The 16,895-nt window shown below is 42.1% G+C and carries 14 protein-coding genes; 5 read left to right on the top strand and 9 right to left on the bottom strand.

What is annotated here, in order from left to right:
* Nucleotides 1–9 precede the first annotated feature (9 nt).
* From A5886_RS02435 to tgt, 4 genes are all read right to left on the bottom strand, one after another.
* On the bottom strand, nt 10–1,338 hold the full coding sequence (locus A5886_RS02435) for a Sapep family Mn(2+)-dependent dipeptidase (RefSeq protein ID WP_086273477.1): 1,329 nt from the start codon (nt 1,336–1,338) through the stop codon (nt 10–12).
* Nucleotides 1,339–1,350: 12 nt separating this feature from the next.
* Entirely contained in the window at nt 1,351–2,067 is a 717-nt protein-coding gene (locus tag A5886_RS02430; protein ID WP_086273476.1) for a GntR family transcriptional regulator, LSA1692 subfamily, read from the bottom strand.
* A gap of 126 nt (nt 2,068–2,193) precedes the next feature.
* Nucleotides 2,194–2,538 (bottom strand): preprotein translocase subunit YajC, encoded by a 345-nt coding sequence (gene yajC / locus A5886_RS02425; RefSeq protein WP_086273475.1) that lies wholly within the window; start codon nt 2,536–2,538, stop codon nt 2,194–2,196.
* An 82-nt stretch (nt 2,539–2,620) separates the two neighbouring features.
* Entirely contained in the window at nt 2,621–3,766 is a 1,146-nt protein-coding gene (gene tgt, locus A5886_RS02420; protein ID WP_086273474.1) for a tRNA guanosine(34) transglycosylase Tgt, read from the bottom strand.
* Nucleotides 3,767–3,962: 196 nt separating this feature from the next.
* On the opposite strand from tgt, the gene A5886_RS02415 reads away from it, so the two are divergent.
* Nucleotides 3,963–4,670, top strand: coding sequence for a DUF975 family protein (locus tag A5886_RS02415; RefSeq protein WP_086273473.1), 708 nt, complete (start codon nt 3,963–3,965; stop codon nt 4,668–4,670).
* A 431-nt stretch (nt 4,671–5,101) separates the two neighbouring features.
* On the opposite strand, the gene queA is transcribed toward A5886_RS02415, so the two are convergent.
* A complete protein-coding gene (gene queA, locus A5886_RS02410) occupies nt 5,102–6,133 on the bottom strand; it encodes a tRNA preQ1(34) S-adenosylmethionine ribosyltransferase-isomerase QueA (RefSeq protein WP_086273472.1) in 1,032 nt (343 codons plus the stop codon).
* A 291-nt stretch (nt 6,134–6,424) separates the two neighbouring features.
* Between queA and A5886_RS02405 the strand changes: the two genes are divergently transcribed.
* Genes A5886_RS02405 through A5886_RS02390 form a run of 4 tightly spaced genes read left to right on the top strand, consistent with a single transcriptional unit; the run spans nt 6,425 to nt 9,826 of the window.
* Nucleotides 6,425–7,600: a betaine/proline/choline family ABC transporter ATP-binding protein gene (locus A5886_RS02405; protein ID WP_086273471.1), complete on the top strand. Its 1,176-nt coding sequence runs from the start codon at nt 6,425–6,427 to the stop codon at nt 7,598–7,600.
* Nucleotides 7,601–7,603: 3 nt separating this feature from the next.
* On the top strand, nt 7,604–8,239 hold the full coding sequence (locus A5886_RS02400; protein WP_086273470.1) for an ABC transporter permease: 636 nt from the start codon (nt 7,604–7,606) through the stop codon (nt 8,237–8,239).
* Complete coding sequence (locus A5886_RS02395) at nt 8,239–9,159, top strand: osmoprotectant ABC transporter substrate-binding protein (protein WP_086273469.1); 921 nt, start codon at nt 8,239–8,241, stop codon at nt 9,157–9,159. Before A5886_RS02400 ends, A5886_RS02395 begins: the two co-directional genes overlap by 1 nt.
* Nucleotides 9,160–9,163: 4 nt before the next feature.
* Nucleotides 9,164–9,826: an ABC transporter permease gene (locus tag A5886_RS02390; protein WP_086273468.1), complete on the top strand. Its 663-nt coding sequence runs from the start codon at nt 9,164–9,166 to the stop codon at nt 9,824–9,826.
* 297 nt (nt 9,827–10,123) lie between these two features.
* On the opposite strand, the gene A5886_RS02385 is transcribed toward A5886_RS02390, so the two are convergent.
* The 4 genes from A5886_RS02385 to A5886_RS02370 all read right to left on the bottom strand — a co-directional run bounded on the left by A5886_RS02385 (nt 10,124) and on the right by A5886_RS02370 (nt 16,768).
* On the bottom strand, nt 10,124–10,270 hold the full coding sequence (locus tag A5886_RS02385) for a type II toxin-antitoxin system HicA family toxin (RefSeq protein WP_143353804.1): 147 nt from the start codon (nt 10,268–10,270) through the stop codon (nt 10,124–10,126).
* 202 nt (nt 10,271–10,472) lie between these two features.
* Nucleotides 10,473–13,304 (bottom strand): endo-beta-N-acetylglucosaminidase, encoded by a 2,832-nt coding sequence (locus A5886_RS02380; RefSeq protein WP_086273466.1) that lies wholly within the window; start codon nt 13,302–13,304, stop codon nt 10,473–10,475.
* A 261-nt stretch (nt 13,305–13,565) separates the two neighbouring features.
* Nucleotides 13,566–15,506: a glycoside hydrolase family 127 protein gene (locus A5886_RS02375; RefSeq protein ID WP_086273465.1), complete on the bottom strand. Its 1,941-nt coding sequence runs from the start codon at nt 15,504–15,506 to the stop codon at nt 13,566–13,568.
* Between the two features lie 50 nt (nt 15,507–15,556).
* The gene (locus A5886_RS02370; protein WP_086273464.1) at nt 15,557–16,768 is read right to left on the bottom strand and encodes an arabinan endo-1,5-alpha-L-arabinosidase; all 1,212 of its coding nucleotides are present in this window, start codon (nt 16,766–16,768) and stop codon (nt 15,557–15,559) included.
* Between the last annotated feature and the right edge of the window lie 127 nt (nt 16,769–16,895).

The following is a 16,895-nucleotide window of genomic DNA, read 5'->3' as shown; positions in this document are numbered from 1 at the left end:
ATCATTTGATTATTTCATTGCTTGTATGATCGTTTCATCCTCGATTAAAGCCGCTATCGCTTGCATATAGATGGCAAGGTTCTGTTTTAAATCATCGACAGCCATATATTCATCTTCACGATGTGCAATCCCCTTTTGTCCCGGAAAAGATGGACCAAATGCAACAATATTGGACACTTTACGCGCGTAAGTTGCCCCAGTTGTCGTGACTGGTGGGCTATACGTTCCTGTCATTTGGGCATACACCTCTGACAAAAGCGTAACGCCAAGGCTGTGCTTATCACGGCAAATACTAGGCAAACGTCTCGTTACATGGATAGACGCATTTGAGGGTAGCGCGTTCTCCATGCAGGTCAGTACTTCTTCTTCTTTTGTATTGACTGGATACCTCACACTGATTGCCAAAGACAAACCGGTAGGTGTTTTTTGCAAAATGACAGGCGTCATCAGCAATTGATCTGTGGTTTCAGTGCATTGATTCAGCCCAAACCCTGCCCCAGTGTGCTGCTCATGGAGCTTCTCTACGATCCAAGCAAATGCTGCCTGTCCTTTTGCAGACAATGCCTCTTGCTGCTGAAGTTGAATGGCCAGTTGCGTAATCGCGTTCTTTCCCAGCTCTGGGGCATTGCTTGGTGCGCGCTTGCCATATCCTGTCATCTTCTCACCTGACAAGGTCGTCGATACGCAATCGGGTACATAGGCTGTGGACTGCTCTCCTTCAAAAGTCCCTAGCATGTGCAGGTCTTGTTCTGTCAATGAGAATGCAAGAAGAACGTGCACGATGCCTCGTTCTCCATACACCACTGGATACTTACAATCAGGCGTAAAGCCAAAGACTGGTGCTGGTTCTGCTGCAAGATAAGCTGGTATATCTGACATCCCACTTTCTTCATCAGAGCCAAAGACGATACGGATCGTGTTTTTTGGTTCGATCCCAGCATCTTTCAGCAACTTCAATCCATAGAGACAACTCATGATTGGTCCTTTATTGTCCAAAATCCCTCTACCATAGAATCGACCCGCTTTTTCTGTCAAATCAAAGGGCGAAACCGACCAGCCAGCGCCAGCCGCAACCACATCTACATGACCAAAGATGCCGATGTAGTCAGTGGATGATTGGCCCCATTCTACATAACCGATTTTCCCATCGATCATTTTGGTTTTAAAACCGTACATCGTTCCAAATGCCAAAGCTTGTTTCAAAGCGTTCAACGGGCCTTCTCCATAGGGTGCTTCCGCTGTCGCTGTTCCTTTCACACTTGCGATCTGCATCATTTGCTGCAAGTCCTTTAAGAAGTCTGGCCAATGATTGGTAATGCTTTGTTTGAATGAATTCATTCTTTTCTCCTTTTAACGTTGGCGACTAGTTATTTGTTTGAAGGTATACTTATCACCACGATAATACGATGTTTCGTACATGATCGGGCGGCCGTCCGGCGTATAGGTGATTGCTTTCAAGAAGAGCACGGGTTCATCCGCCGCAATAGACAATAATTTGGCGATCGTTGCTGGACATTTGATTGCTTCGATTTCTTGCTGGGCATAGCCGATCGCACCGACTTTTTCGATTTCATCATACAAAGAGCCCGAGAAATCGATCAGGTTCTTATCATCGGACAATCGTGTACGAGGAATATAGATATTTTCTAATGTCATAGGTTCATGTGCTAAAGAACGCAAACGGACCAAATGAATCATTTCTTTGAGATCGCTTTTCAAAAAAATCTGACTGATTTGACTTGGTACATCTGTCAGCACGTCTATCTTCAAGATGTCTGTTTGTGCTGTTTTCCCTTCAACACGGGCCCGTTCAGTAAAACTTTGTAAGCCATTTGCACCGCTTTGAATCTTTGCGTGCTGCATGACATAATTGCCCTTACCTGGATACTTCACAATCTTTTGTTGTTGGATCAATCCATCAATCGCTTTTCTAATGGTCAGTCGGCTACATTGGAACATCTCTGCCAATGCATAATCTGATGGTAGTTTTCGATTTGGTAAAAACGTGCCATTGGCTATTTGTTCGAGAATCTGTGTCTGTACATCTTGATACTTCATTTTATTCATTGCCGTCTCCTTTCTTATCTACAGAAAATATCAATCAATAGACCGCACCTCTAGTATATACCAAATGGTATATACTAGTCTAATTTTTTCGAAAAAAAAAGGAATGCGTGATGCATTCCAGTTTCTTTATTCTTTTGTTTCATCGTTCACATCGATGACTTCTTCAGTCACATCTGCTGGTTCGATGTCAGTAACAGTTGAAGTTGTTGTGTTTGGTGTCACTGTACGGATCGCTGAACGGTCAAATTCTAAGAAGATGCCTTCGCAATCAATGATCACTGTACTTTTTTCAGTGTTGATTTCAGAAATCACACCATGAAGTCCGCCGATCGTCACAACGTTATCGCCAGCTTTCATGTTTTCAAGTAAGTTTTTGCGTTCTTGTTGTTGCTTTTTTTGTGAACGGCTCATGAAGAACCACATTGCAACTAACGCCACCAACATAAAGAGCATTGGTAAAGATTGTGCCATTTTTTTCACCTCGATTATTATTCTTTCCTATAAATACTTTATCAGAATATGCTTGATATTCCTACCTATTTGGCGATAAAGTTTAGAAATTCTTCGCGTTTTCTTTATTGAATCCATACTCTTCGATGAAGTGTTGACGGAATTCTAACAAGTTATCATCCATAATGGCTTGACGCACTTGTTTCATCAGGTTCAATAAGAAGTAAACATTGTGATACGACGTTAAACGCATGCCAAAGGTCTCGTCACATTTGATCAAATGACGGATGTAGGCACGAGAGTAATTCTTGCATGTATAACAATCACAGTTCTCATCAATTGGACGGAAATCCCGAGCAAATTGCGCATTTTTTACGACCAAGCGTCCCTTAGATGTCATACATGTGCCATTACGTGCAATACGAGTCGGCAAGACACAATCAAACATGTCGACACCGCGAATCACACCGTCGATCAATGAGTCTGCAGCACCAACGCCCATTAAATAGCGTGGTTTATTTTCTGGAATCCATGGTGTGGTGAATTCTAAGACACGGTTCATCTCAGATTTTGGCTCACCAACAGATAGGCCACCGATTGAATATCCAGGAAAATCCATACTGATCAAGTCTTGGGCGCTTTGTTTGCGCAAGTCTTCAAAACCTGCACCTTGGATGATTCCAAAGAGTCCTTGACGGTCTGGATTGGCATGAGCTTCTAGTCCTCTTGCTGCCCAGCGAGAGGTTCGTTCCACAGATTTTTTGACATAGTCATAACTCTCATCGAATGGCGGACATTCATCGAAACTCATCATGATATCAGAGCCTAATTTGTTCTGGATATCGATGGCTTTTTCTGGTGAAAGGAACATTTTTGATCCATTCAAGTGATTCTTGAAGTGGACCCCTTCTTCAACGATATTTCGCATGTCTGCCAAAGAAAAAACTTGGAAACCGCCCGAGTCGGTCAAGATTGGTTGATCCCAATTCATAAATTTGTGTAAACCGCCTGCTTCTGCAACGATGTCTTCTCCAGGGCGTAACCATAAATGATAGGTATTACTCAAAATGACACCGGCACCCATTTCTTTCAATTCTTCTGGTGCCAAGGTTTTAACAGTCGCTAACGTTCCTACCGGCATAAACATTGGTGTTGGGAATGTGCCATGGGGGGTGACCAATTCTCCTAAACGTGCACCTGTGTGTTTTTCTTTTTTGATTAGACGATAACGAATGGCTGGTTCTGTCATTCATTTCCCTACTTTCTTTATATACTCAAGTTACTGTGCAACGCTATCTATGATAAGCGCTATGCAGTCAATTTGCAAGGAAGTTTGAGGATTCTATCCTTATTTTCTCCGATATATGCGAATCATTCACTTCTTTTTTTTGAAGATTCAATGAATGTTTGCTATCATGTTATTTATATTGAAAGGAGGTTTTTTTATGAAAACGATTGGTGAACTAAAACGTGAAGCGAAACAAATGCTGAGTGGCCGTTGGAAAGATAGTGTACTGATGTGTCTGGTGCCAACTTTGATTGCCATTGCTATTACGGCTGTATTGTTCGTGGTGGCTTTCTTGCCTGTCATGCACTTATTGCAAAGCAACGGACCAATGGATCAAACGGCACTTGATCAGGTTAGTTCTTCGGGCAACGGTGGGGGCGGATTGATCAACGGTTTGTTTGCAGCACTGTTTGGCGCGGGGATCTCTTGGACATTCTTGGATATCCTTCGAGGGAAAAGGACTGAAATCAAGCCATTTTCAGATGTTTTCCGTGGATTCCAAGGGACTGTTGTATTAGGTATTATTGTAATATTCATTTTAACAACGATTTTTACAACACTATGGACACTCTTGTTTATCATCCCGGGCATCGTCAAAGCCTATGCGTATTCGCAAGCTTACTTTGTTTATTATGATACCTATGAGCAAACTGGTATGCGTCCTGATTTTCTTAGCTGTATCACAGGCAGCCGTCATTTGATGAAGGGCTATAAAGGAAAATTATTCTTACTTGATCTAAGTTTTATCGGCTGGCATATCTTAGCTATTATGACTGCTGGGATTGGCTACTTATGGTTGACGCCTTATATCAGTGCAACGAAAGCTGCTTTTTATGAAAACTTGCCGAAACAAACATTTGCTTAAAGACCGTGTCTGCGGTCTTTTTTTTTGAGCAGTTATTTTGCAAACGGTTTCTATCCGTGGTATATTATGAGTGTAAGGAAGGTAGCAACTCTGATGGTGGTTACGTAATAAACGCAAACTCAATCTACAAAAAGTTGTTGAATGTACAAGTTTCACCTAATATCAAACGTGTAAAGTAACAAGAAGAACCACGTAACAAAGATCGAACATTTCCATATCGAAACATGATACGTCTCATTTTGTATCAGATTACACGAAACATGTGTAAGTTTGTAAATGAAAACAAATTTTCGAACCATTGCTTTGCATGCTATACCAAAAGCGACCACCACTTATATCTTCCTCAAGTATGAAGCTGGGCGACAAAAAAGCAGTTCTAAAGTTGAGAAATCATCAACTTATGAACCGCAATTGTCGCTCAGTTTTTTTGTTTACTTCAAGAACATGGCATCACCGAAGCTAAAGAAGCGGTAGCGTTCATCGATGGCATGTTGGTACGCTGACAAGGTGAGATCACGACCAGCAAAGGCACTGACCAGCATCACCAATGTTGATTTAGGCAAATGGAAATTGGTTGAAAAAGCTTGTACGACTTTGAATGTGTATCCTGGTGTGATAAAGATACTTGTCCAGCCGCTATCAGCTTTGATCTCCCCATCAAATTTACTGCCAATCGTTTCTAACGTTCGAATCGAGGTTGTCCCGACAGCAACGATCTTGCCGTCATTGGCACGGACATCATTTAATTGCGCAGCAGCGTCTTCCGTCAATCGATAAAATTCGCTATGCATTTCATGATCTGCAATATTATCAACACTGACAGGTCTGAACGTGCCCAACCCTACATGTAATGTTAAATATACCAGTTTAACACCTTTGGCTTCGATCTGCGCCAACAATTCAGGCGTAAAGTGCAAGCCAGCTGTCGGTGCCGCAGCGGATCCATTTTCTTTGGCATACACCGTTTGGTAACGATCTGGGTCTTCCAATCGTTCTTTGATGTAAGGTGGCAATGGCATTTCGCCTAGCGATTCCAAAATTTCTAAGAAAATCCCATCGTAACTAAAACGGATGATCCGTCCGCCATGATCTAGTTCTTCCTCAACCACTGCTTCAAGACGGCCATCTCCAAAGGTGATTTTCGTGCCGACTTTGGCTCTTTTGGCTGGTTTGATCAATGTTTCCCAACTATCGCCTTCAATATTGTTCAATAATAGGATTTCTAAATGGGCGCCTGTTTCTTGCTTTTCGCCATAAATGCGGGCTGGCAGCACGCGTGTATCGTTCATGACCAATGCATCCCCCGCGTTCAATTCATCAATAATATTATAGAAATGCTTGTCTTCAAAACCACCTGTTTCGCGGTCTACTACCAATAAACGTGAACTTGAACGGTCACTTAGGGGTGTTTGGGCAATCAATTCTTCTGGTAAATCAAAGTCAAAATCTTCTGTTGTTAACATATCGTTCCTCTCTTCCTTTCATCTGCCCATCTATTTTAGCATGTTTTCTCTTGAAAATAAAAAAAGAGTTCTTATTTTGACAATTCTAAAAAATAACAGGTCCTGATAAATGGTGATGACATTTATGCGAGAACATGTAATGTCTGAATGGATGCGCTATTATATTTCCCATTGTTTATACATTTATGAATATTTCGGGCAGATAATTTGAATAACACATGACTTTTCGGCATACTTAGGACAGATTATAAGTCAAAATAATTGACTTAAATAAACGTAGAAGGTGAAATCATGATTGAGTTTCAGCAAGTATCCAAAATTTATAAAGGCGGCAAAGTCGCTGTTGAAGATGTAAATCTATCTTTTGACAAAGGAGAATTCATTTGTTTTATCGGTACAAGTGGTAGTGGAAAAACCACCTGTATGCGGATGATCAACCGAATGACTGACCCTTCAAAAGGGAAGATTCTGATCAATGGAAAAAGTGTTACCGATATCAACCCCGTTGAATTGCGTCGTAAAATCGGGTATGTCATTCAAAGTATCGGCTTAATGCCTCATATGACGATTCGTGAGAATATCACATTGGTCCAAAAACTATTAAAGGTCAGCCAAGAAGAACGGAACAAAACCGCAGAGAAAATGATCGATTTAGTTGAACTGCCCCGAGAAATGCTGGATCGTTATCCAAATGAATTATCTGGTGGACAACAGCAACGGATCGGTGTTGTTCGTGCCTTGGCAGCCGATCAAGATGTCATTCTAATGGATGAACCATTCGGCGCATTGGATCCAATCACCCGAGACTCTCTGCAAGATTTGGTCAAAGATTTGCAAGAACGCTTAGGTAAAACAGTGGTATTCGTGACCCATGATATGGATGAAGCGTTGAAGTTAGCTAGCAGAATCGTGATCATGAGTGAAGGAAAAGTCATTCAATTTGATACCCCCGCCAATATTTTGCAAAATCCAGCAACACCATTTGTCGAAGAATTGATTGGTGAAGACCGCTTATTACAAGCCAAACCAGACACAACACCAGTGAAAGATGTCATGTTGAATACCCCAATTGCGATTACTCCTGAAAAATCATTGCAAGAAGCAATTCGCTTGATGCGTGAAAAACGGGTCGATACATTGCTGGTCACAGACAACAGCAATGTCTTAAAGGGCTACATCGATGTTGAATCCATCGACCGCAATCGCGGAAAAGTCACAAGTGTTGGTGATATCTTGAATAAGGATGTCTTTTTTGTGCGGGAAACAGCTTTGTTGCGCGATACATTGCAACGCATCTTGAAACGCGGCTTAAAATATGTACCAGTTGTTGATGCAGACAAACATCTTGTTGGGATTTTGACCCGCGCGTCGTTAGTGGACATTGTTTATGATGTCATTTGGGGTGATGAGCCTTCTATTACAGACGCCATCGAATCAGTAAAACCCGCTGAAACAGAGGAGGTCTAGTTCATGCAAAGCTTTATCGATCAATATGGCGGACAAATCGTCAGCAAAAGTATTGAACATTTATATATCTCATTTGCTGCACTGCTCCTTGGTATCATCGTGGCTGTCCCTGTCGGCGTGATTTTGACTCGTTTTCCAAAGGCGGCGTCTATCGTGATTGGCATCACCAGTGCGTTACAGACAGTCCCTTCGTTGGCTTTGTTGGCATTGATGATTCCTATACTCGGTGTCGGAAAAGTGCCAGCGATTGCTGCCCTCTTCATCTATTCATTGCTGCCGATTTTGCGGAACACGTATATCGGTATGAAAAAAGTAGATTGGAATTACCGCGATGTCGCGAAAGGCATGGGCATGACGAATGTCCAATCGATCATTAGTGTCGAATTGCCGCTAGCGATCCCAACGATCATGGCAGGGATTCGCTTATCTGCTGTCTATGTATTGGCATGGGCAACATTGGCTTCATACATTGGGGCCGGTGGTTTAGGCGACTTGATTTTTAGCGGGTTGAATAACTATCAACCACCATTGATTTTTGCCGGCACGATTCCAGTAACGATTTTTGCCTTATTGGCTGACTGGTTACTTGGTTTACTCGAAAACAAATTAACACCAGATGCGTTAAGGGGGGATGCTTAATGAAAATCAAAGCAAAATTAGCCCTGCTTTTCTCTATGGGTATCATGTTGTTATCTGGTTGTTCTTTCCCAGGACTGGCATCGACATCGACAGATGATACGATTGCCATCACAGGTGGAATTACCTCAGAAGCGCAAATTTTAGGTGCTATCGTAGCAGGTATGGTGGAACATTATACCGATAAAAATACAACAGTGATCAATAATTTAGCGACAACAACTATCAATCACCAAGCAATGATGAATGGAGATGCGTCCATTTCATCTGCTCGTTATACCGGAACAGATTTAACGACCACATTAGGTTTAGAACCAGAATCAGATCCAGATGCCGCTTTTGACAAAGTGAAATCTGAATTTGAAAAACGCTATGACCAAACATGGTTTCCTTCTTACGGTTTCGACAATACGTATGTATTCTTGGTCCGAAAAGATACAGCTGAAGAATATGGCTTAGAAAAAGTCAGCGATTTGAAAGACGTGGCTGATCAGTTGGTGGCTGGTGTCGATACAGCTTGGATCACTCGTGTCGGTGACGGGTACGATGGATTCCAAGAGGCATATGGTTTTTCATTTCAAAATATTTTGCCGATGCAAATTGGCTTGGTCTATGATGCTGTGGACAATGGCAAAATGGACATTGTTCTAGGGTACTCCACCGATGGGCGGATCGGCAGTTATGATTTGGTGATGTTAGAAGATGACCTGAACTTCTTCCCACCCTATGATGCAGCGCCAGTTGTTGACAATAAGTTGTTGGAAGAAACACCTGAAGTTGGCGACGCATTGGATAAATTAGCCGGTACGATCGATACAGAAAAAATGCAAGAATTGAACTACCAAGTCGACAATGATTTATTGGAACCGACAGTGGTTGCAGAACGTTTCTTAGAAGAAAACAATTATTTTGAAGGAGAGTGATCCCATGGCTGATATGAATTTACTACAACAATTTCTGTTTTATTTCCAAGAAAATGGCGGCTATGTCTTCACGCAATTTCTTCGTCATTTCTTGATTTCTATCTACGGTGTTCTGTTTGCCTCGATTGCAGGTATTCCAATTGGCATTTTGATTTCTAAAAAAATGCGTTTGGCAGATTGGGTGATTCGCATTGCGAACATCATCCAAACGATTCCTTCTTTAGCGATGATCTCTATTTTGATGATTGGTATGGGCTTAGGTGTCAACGTAGTGATTTTAACGATTTTCCTTTATTCTTTATTGCCTATCATCAAAAATACGTATACAGGTATGCGTCAAGTTGACCGTAATACATTAGATGTCGGTAAAGGAATGGGTATGACAAGTTGGCAACGGCTTTATATGATTGAATTACCATTGTCCGTGTCAGTCATCATGGCTGGTATTCGTAATGCACTGGTTGTAGCGATCGGTATTACAGCTATCGGTGCCTTTGTCGGCGCAGGTGGTCTTGGCGATATTATCATTCGGGGAACCAATGCCACAGATGGCGCATCTATTATTTTGGCTGGCGCATTGCCTACCGCTTTGATGGCGATCATTACTGATTTAGGCTTGAGTTTCATCGAACGCCGCTTAGATCCAGCAAGTCGGACATCAAGATAAAAATAGCATCTTCTATTAGATAGTAAAAAACACTTCTCTGTTGAATCGCGTACATGCCTTGCAAAGCTACAGGACACTGCTCATTCTCTTGAGAAGTGTTTTTTTATGTGCATCTTGTTTGATGTGTGCTGGCGATTGATTGAACTTTTAGATGTCTATTTTTTGAGCCAACGCTTCGGTCATGGTTCTTGAAAAATGAATGCCTTCATTCGTTGCTCGAACATTTAACCAATGCGGAATTTTGATTGTCTTTTTATCAAGTTTCACATCTTTTAATAGTCGTTCAGTTCCACAGAATCAACGTCGCAAACTCTTCCTCAGAATCAATAGAAAGATCCTTGATGTCAAATTGTCTTTCGTAAACTTCCTATGCGAACCCTTTCCACCTTTTACTTCTACAAAGCCAGCTTCTTTGAGCAACTTTTCTGCTTCTCTGATTGTCATGGGCATTGCGAACTACCTCCTGACAAACACAGCACAACACGTACAGGGCGTACAAAAGTGTTTTCTTTTTTATTTCTCCAATTCCTCCATAAATCAAGGGATTCTTAAAACACTTTGTGGCTGGTTGAAAAATTTATTAGTGAATGATGCAAGAAAAAAGACAAGAAATCTCTCGATTTCTTGTCTTTTTTCTGCGTATTCGCTATTTCTCCATCCCAAACACTTGCACTTCATAGATCCGTGCTGCTGAATCTGCGCCTTGTGTCGGCTTATCGATGCTGAGTTTGACATAGCGCACTTCTTTTGCAGCAAAAGTATTGTTTGTATCTGCTGCTTCGTTGGTCAATGTCCGAGACACTGCTTCGAAGTCTTTGCCATCTTCACTGACCAAAATCGTGTAGGCGCGACTATTCATATCCGGACTTTCTCCGCCAGCTTCTGCGTGGGCGATATGCACTTCACTGACTATCTGCAAAGCACCTAGATCGATGGTCAGTTCATGCGGCCCATTGCCTGTTGCACACCATTTCGTGCTGGTATCTCCATCCACCGCAAATTCAGGGGCTTCTGCATCATTGACAAAAGAACTTGCACTCACGTCGACACCTTCAGATAAAAGTGTCAGCTCTTTTGGTGCGTCCTCACGAATCGTGATCAAATCAGTCATTTCGATTGGTGTTTCTCCAGAGTCATTTTTGGCGATCAATGTGACAGTATATGTGCCCGCTTGATCAAACGTGACTTGCGGATTCTCATCACTACTTGTTTCAATATTCCCGCCTTCAAAGGTCCAGCTGACTTCATCTGTATTGCTGCATGACGTATTTGCAAATGAAATCGTTTCCCCCGGTGCAGCCAATGTTTTGGATGCTGTGAAGGATGCTTTTGGTACTTGATTGTCTGGCCACGTAATCTCCACCGTCTCGCTCAATGCACCTCTGTTGCCATATTGATCCACAGGTAATACGGCAAAAGACGTCGTATCTGTATTTTGTCGGTCCAACGCATTCAAGTAGAAATTCTCTGAAGGTGTCGCACCCAAGAATGAACGGCTGTCGTCCTCATTGATTTGATATAACTCGTAAAAGCTGACATCCTCTGTCGTTGCTTCCCACGTAAAGCGAACACCGGCATAGTTGCCTTCTTCTTCATCAAATAAAACATCCTCAACTTGCAGATCATCGACACCCATTTGACTGGATTCATGATCGCCGATGGTCAATTGTCCTACACTCATTTCATACACATCATTCGTTGCCTTGCTGCTTATCGCTAAACCGATATCCGTCAATGTTTGTTCTGCAAATTCTTTCACATCGTAAGTAACTGTGGTCCAATCCGTACCTACTTCTTGGTCACCGGCAACGATTTCTTGACTACCATCTTCAAATGTCAATACCACTGATAAATTCGTTTGATCGGTTGCTTTGGCTGTAGTGGTGATTTTGGTCGCTGCTTCCAGCTGGACTTGCATATGATACAGAGCCATTTGACTTGTCGCCCCTTCAGTCATTTGGCCTCTAAGTTTCAATGCATTCCCACCATTGTAAGCATCCGCATAATTCACAGATACAGCCAATTGGTTGTTCTCTTCATGGTCGAAAACCCATCGATAGGTTGGCAAGATGTCTTGCAAGCTGCGGTTATTCCAATTGCGGCTCGATACTTTCTCACCGTCGATAAAGTAATTATATCCATTCCCAAGATTGAAATTGGTCACAAAAGGCAATGAAGTGATGGCCGTTTGTTCTAAGGCATAAGTTGAAATTCCTGGCCATTCTGTGCCTTCGGGTAATTGACTTTCCCGCGGATCCCCTGCTGTATTGACCCAAAACGCATGTTCTTTTGCTTGGAAATCATCCGGTGTACTTGATGAAGTATAGGTCCAACTTGGCACGTACAAGCCCAATGATGTATAAGGAATTCCTTGATCATCTGTAAACAGATCCCAACGTACAGGGGTAGAATAGCCATTTTCCTGAACATCGATCCCAGCCAATAAATTGTATGGATCATAGCCGATTTCTTTTGCCTTTTCATTTGATGCCTTCAATAATTCTTGGTCTGCCAGACGGTCCGTCGTCCACCAGAAATTCAAGAACATACTATCTGATAAAGGCTCCATGTCCGCATTGACCAAATAATCTTTATTCTCATCTGTTAACGCATTCTGCCAATCCATCTTGCCATCAGTCGTCATGGAGTCATACCACATAATATCCAAACTGTCTTGGGCTTGTTCCTTGAACTGTGCAATCAATTCTTGCATCGCTTTGGCATGTGTTTCATTTAAGCCACCTTCAGCGGATGCCTCTTCTGTCGCACGACCATCAGCTGCTTCATCAAAACTCGTCACCACAGTATCAGTCTCTTGATTGAAAAACCAGCCATCGAATCCATAAGCCTCAGCGACTTCAATCAACTTATCCACGATAGGGAAATTTCCTTGATCATCTTTTTCTAAGAAGGTATCTAACCATTCCAACTTACCACCATGGGCTGTTTGTGGGAAAAAGACGGTACCCAATACCGGCACGCCATTCTTGTGGGCCGCATCTGTTACATCTGGACTTGGCGGTACGATAATCCCTTCTCCGGAAGAACCACCCCAATAAACCAATTGATCAATATATTGCCAATAGGAAAAGACATTGGCATCAAAGGTATTGATCCCCCGCGGAGAGTTGCCGCTGGTACTGCTGTTCATAATCGATAATGCCACGACTTTGGTTTCTGCATGCTGTGTATCATTCATTTGCGGCAAGCTGTCTTTAGCCACACGTTCAGCTAAAGACACCACACTGGTATTGAATGACGCATCTGGATCATCTGCGAATGACCAGGCCAATAAATCTTCAGGAAACCAGTAGGACGATTCTGGTTGATTGTCCATCGCCTTTTCTATGGTACTTTTTGCGGTTTCCTTGTAATCGACCTCTGTTGTTTCTGCTGCTCCTTGATTGCAGCCCGCTAATTGCACAGAAGCTGCCAAGAATAGCAACGCTACCCCTACTTTTTTTACGCTACTTGTCACACTTTTTCCTCCTTATATTCTATTCAATCGCTTGTTATTCAAAACAGCGAAGTGATACCAATCTACAACGTTCCGGGGGAGTTCTCACATCTAAGATAACGCTTCCAAACGAGAATATATAGGAACAAATTAAAGAAATCATGCAACAAATCCAAGACATTTTCTGGCATATTATTTTAAACCATGTTTTTTATAATAAAAAAACAAGAAGCAGGCTGATGCCGCTTCTTGTTTCCACATACTAATTTTTTGATTGCTTTATCACTTCACTAACGCTAGGGGCAACCAAACCCTCATTTCCCCTTCTCCACGGTTCCCCCATAGATGATAGGGAATCAATTGCCAATTTTTGGGCACATAAGGTTCGTTCATTGGGAGATATAATGCTTCTTGTGTCCATTTTTGACTCTCGAAACCGTCAAAGTTGATTACCAACGTCGGTGACCACAATTTTTGACTTTCTGATAGTCGAAACGCGACTGTATCGATAGGCAATCGACATTGTGATATACCTTTTCCGTTATCTGCTTCTTCTAAACAATACACAAACGGTCCTCGTTGAACCGCCACTTGATTGATATCTTGATTGATCAATGGATTGGCTCGCAACATCTGAATAGGCTGTTGGAATATAATTTTAGCATGAATCAATGTATTGGCTGCAAAAACAAGGGTTTCATCTGTTTCTTGCCACGCTTGCTCACATTCAATTTGAAAAGACTGTAACCATTTGGGTTTATAGATGACGATTTTCTGTGCAACCCCAGTATAACGAATCGTCATCTGATTCTCGAAAGGAAAGTTGCCGATTTGTTCAATGACAAATTGATCTGCTTGCACCAATCGACTCGCAGCAAAGAGATTGATATACAGGGTGTCATTTTCTTGTGTGTAAACAAATCGCTGCAATGCACTGATCAAGCGTGCAAAATTTGGTGGACAGCAAGCACAACCCAACCAATCAGGGCGTTGCGTCTTCACATGACCTTTACCCGGATTATGATGACAACTATCTGGCATCACTTCCAGAGGATTCACATAAAAAAACTGTTTGCCGTCAATCGACGCCCCCGATAATACACTATTATACAATGCGCGGGTCAATGTATCCAAATATTGATGCTGCTGTGTTAATTTAAACATTTCAAATGAAAATTGCACCAATGCGATTGACGCACATGTTTCGCAATACATTGTATCATTCGGCAAATCAAATGCACCAATAAACGCCTCGCCATGAACAGTTCCTCCAACACCACCTGTTACATACATTTTTTTGTAAGCAATATCTTGCCAAATTGCTACGCAAGCTTCAATTAATGCAGGATCCTTTGTATGCTGGGCAACTTTTGCCATGCCACTAGCCATATAGAGCATGCGGACTGCATGACCTTTGGCTTCACGTTGATTTTTAGGCTGATCGTATGCTTGCAAATAGGTTAAATCAATGCTTGGTTCCTCAGTAGATAAACCAAGCGCACGGTTCTCAGCAATTTCTTGTGTATAAAAATCTGGATTCTCTCCTCTAACGGCTAAGAAAAAATCTGCTAATGCTACATACTTCTCATTGTTTGTATGTTCAAATAATCGCACAAGCGCCAGCTCAATTTCTTGATGCCCATCTGCTCCTTGGATTTGATTGGCTTCTCGTCCAAAATAGTGCATGATGTTTTGGACATTTTTTTCAGCAATATCCAGAAGCTCTTTCTTGCCTGTAGCCAAGTCATAGGCTATTGCAGCTTCAACCAAATGTCCGGCACAATACAATTCATGGCTAAAATATAGTTGCCGATATTTCAGCTCCGGTCTAGTCAATTGAAAGAATGTATTCAAATAGCCATCCTCTTCTTGAGCCGCTCCCAATAAAGCAACCACTTCATCTACAATCACGACCAAAGACGGGTCTTTTTGATTGATCAAACTATAGGCAGCTGATTCGATCCATTTATAGACATCGCTATCTTGGAAAAACCAACCAAAATGATTCCCTTCCTTTTGCTTTGCTGCAATCCGAAAATTTTCTAAAGCATGGCTCTTACCAGCCGGCAAAGACGCATCTTCTCTTTCAGCTTGCACATCCACATCAAGTGCATCATTCAGTACTTGATATTGATATGGAATCGTTTCTTCTCTCACAATTTTTTGATAATGTTGCCAAAATGGATCCTTTAAAGATACTGCATGTAAGTCGAATTCTTTCATGATTCACCTTCTTCAATCTCCTGTTTTTTATAAACATTTATGCTCGAATTCTAGACGGTAGCAAGCTTTTCATGAATGCCTTGAATCTTTTTCCCAATAAATGAATATCCTTGTGCATCGATACCTGATAAACAAAGCTGTTTCATACCATCGTTTTCCTCAAAATAGGCGACAAATGCTTGTTCCTTCCACAAGTAGCCTTCATCACTTTTTTTCACATGCTCAATTGTTTGCTGCTGCGAACATGTAATGTCTGATGTTGCAGTAAACTGAACAATCTCCCATTCACCCAATATCTCTTCTTCTGTCGGCTCATCAATCGTCTCTTGTTGATAAGTCATTGCGGAAACCACTGGCCAGCCATTTTCCAACCAATAGAGCTTACGCACATTCAAATAAAAGTCCTCGCTGAATGGTTTCCTGCGGGCGTGATGGATAAGGAAACTATGTTGATCAGAAGATCGAAAAATCGAATTATGTCCTGGGGCATAAACGGCAGGTGTATGAGAAAACTGATAACTCCCCAAAAGCTTCGTGCCTATTTCTGCAGGATCGACTTCTTGATTCATCATCTCCTGACCACGCCAATCCAGGTACGGGCCAGTGATCTCTTTGGCGCGAGCGACACGCATATGATAAGAATCATGCAAAGAATCAAATGAAACAAATAGATAGTACATATCTGTTTGCGGATGATAATGGATAAATGCCCCTTCTATTGCCGTATCCACAGAAGCTGGACGATACGCTATCCGCTGACCGTAACCATCCTTCGTTAATTTCCCTGTTTGCTTATCGATAGGCGCGAGATAAATTCCACCAAAAAATGAGCCATACACCAACCATTGCCCTTGATCACGATCCGTTACGATATTCGCATCGATAGCATTATGACCAGCTAGCGTTGGAGAGGTCTTCACGATTTCCCCTTGATCGACCCAAGGACCTAAAGGATGTGGCGCAGTGGCTAACCCAATAAAAGAAGTGGTGCTGCCAAAAGTCGATGCCGAATAATACATACGAAAGGTCTGCTGATAGTTGATGACTTCAGGTGCCCATAATCCTTGCGCTTGACTCCAATCAACTGCTTGTGTCGGCATTTCAGACAAAGCCGTTTTTTCAAATTGCCAATGAACCAAATCTGTTGAACTGCGAATAGGAATCCCTGCTGTCGCTGGTTGCTGCGTATCTGTTGAGAACAGATAATAGATTCCTTCATGTTCGATGATCGTTGGGTCATGGACACCATTTATTCCATCCATTCGTTTTTCTCCTTCTATTAAGAACCGTTCAACTCAAAAGGAAAAGCGGACTGCGACCCGAATCAAGATCAAAGAATCCTCTTATGGATGCTTGGTGCTTGTTTCTTATTATACGCAGTCCGCTTCT

Origin of the sequence: Candidatus Enterococcus testudinis (assembly GCF_002140915.1) — a bacterium.
In the GTDB taxonomy this organism is placed as follows: domain Bacteria; phylum Bacillota; class Bacilli; order Lactobacillales; family Enterococcaceae; genus Enterococcus_D; species Enterococcus_D testudinis.
The sequence above is the reverse complement of the archived record's forward strand: the minus strand, read 5'-3'. Positions and strand labels throughout refer to the sequence as shown.

Bases quoted from the DNA above. Each gene is read 5' to 3' on its own strand.
- tgt (WP_086273474.1), bottom strand. From the start codon at position 3,766: ATGACAGAACCAGCCATTCGTTATCGTCTAATCAAAAAAGAAAAACAC.
- A5886_RS02390 (WP_086273468.1), top strand. From the start codon at position 9,164: ATGGCTGATATGAATTTACTACAACAATTTCTGTTTTATTTCCAAGAA.
- A5886_RS02435 (WP_086273477.1), bottom strand. From the start codon at position 1,338: ATGAATTCATTCAAACAAAGCATTACCAATCATTGGCCAGACTTCTTA.
- A5886_RS02375 (WP_086273465.1), bottom strand. From the start codon at position 15,506: ATGAAAGAATTCGACTTACATGCAGTATCTTTAAAGGATCCATTTTGG.
- yajC (WP_086273475.1), bottom strand. From the start codon at position 2,538: ATGGCACAATCTTTACCAATGCTCTTTATGTTGGTGGCGTTAGTTGCA.
- A5886_RS02385 (WP_143353804.1), bottom strand. From the start codon at position 10,270: ATGACAATCAGAGAAGCAGAAAAGTTGCTCAAAGAAGCTGGCTTTGTA.
- A5886_RS02370 (WP_086273464.1), bottom strand. From the start codon at position 16,768: ATGGATGGAATAAATGGTGTCCATGACCCAACGATCATCGAACATGAA.
- A5886_RS02405 (WP_086273471.1), top strand. From the start codon at position 6,425: ATGATTGAGTTTCAGCAAGTATCCAAAATTTATAAAGGCGGCAAAGTC.
- A5886_RS02400 (WP_086273470.1), top strand. From the start codon at position 7,604: ATGCAAAGCTTTATCGATCAATATGGCGGACAAATCGTCAGCAAAAGT.
- A5886_RS02415 (WP_086273473.1), top strand. From the start codon at position 3,963: ATGAAAACGATTGGTGAACTAAAACGTGAAGCGAAACAAATGCTGAGT.
- queA (WP_086273472.1), bottom strand. From the start codon at position 6,133: ATGTTAACAACAGAAGATTTTGACTTTGATTTACCAGAAGAATTGATT.
- A5886_RS02395 (WP_086273469.1), top strand. From the start codon at position 8,239: ATGAAAATCAAAGCAAAATTAGCCCTGCTTTTCTCTATGGGTATCATG.
- A5886_RS02430 (WP_086273476.1), bottom strand. From the start codon at position 2,067: ATGAATAAAATGAAGTATCAAGATGTACAGACACAGATTCTCGAACAA.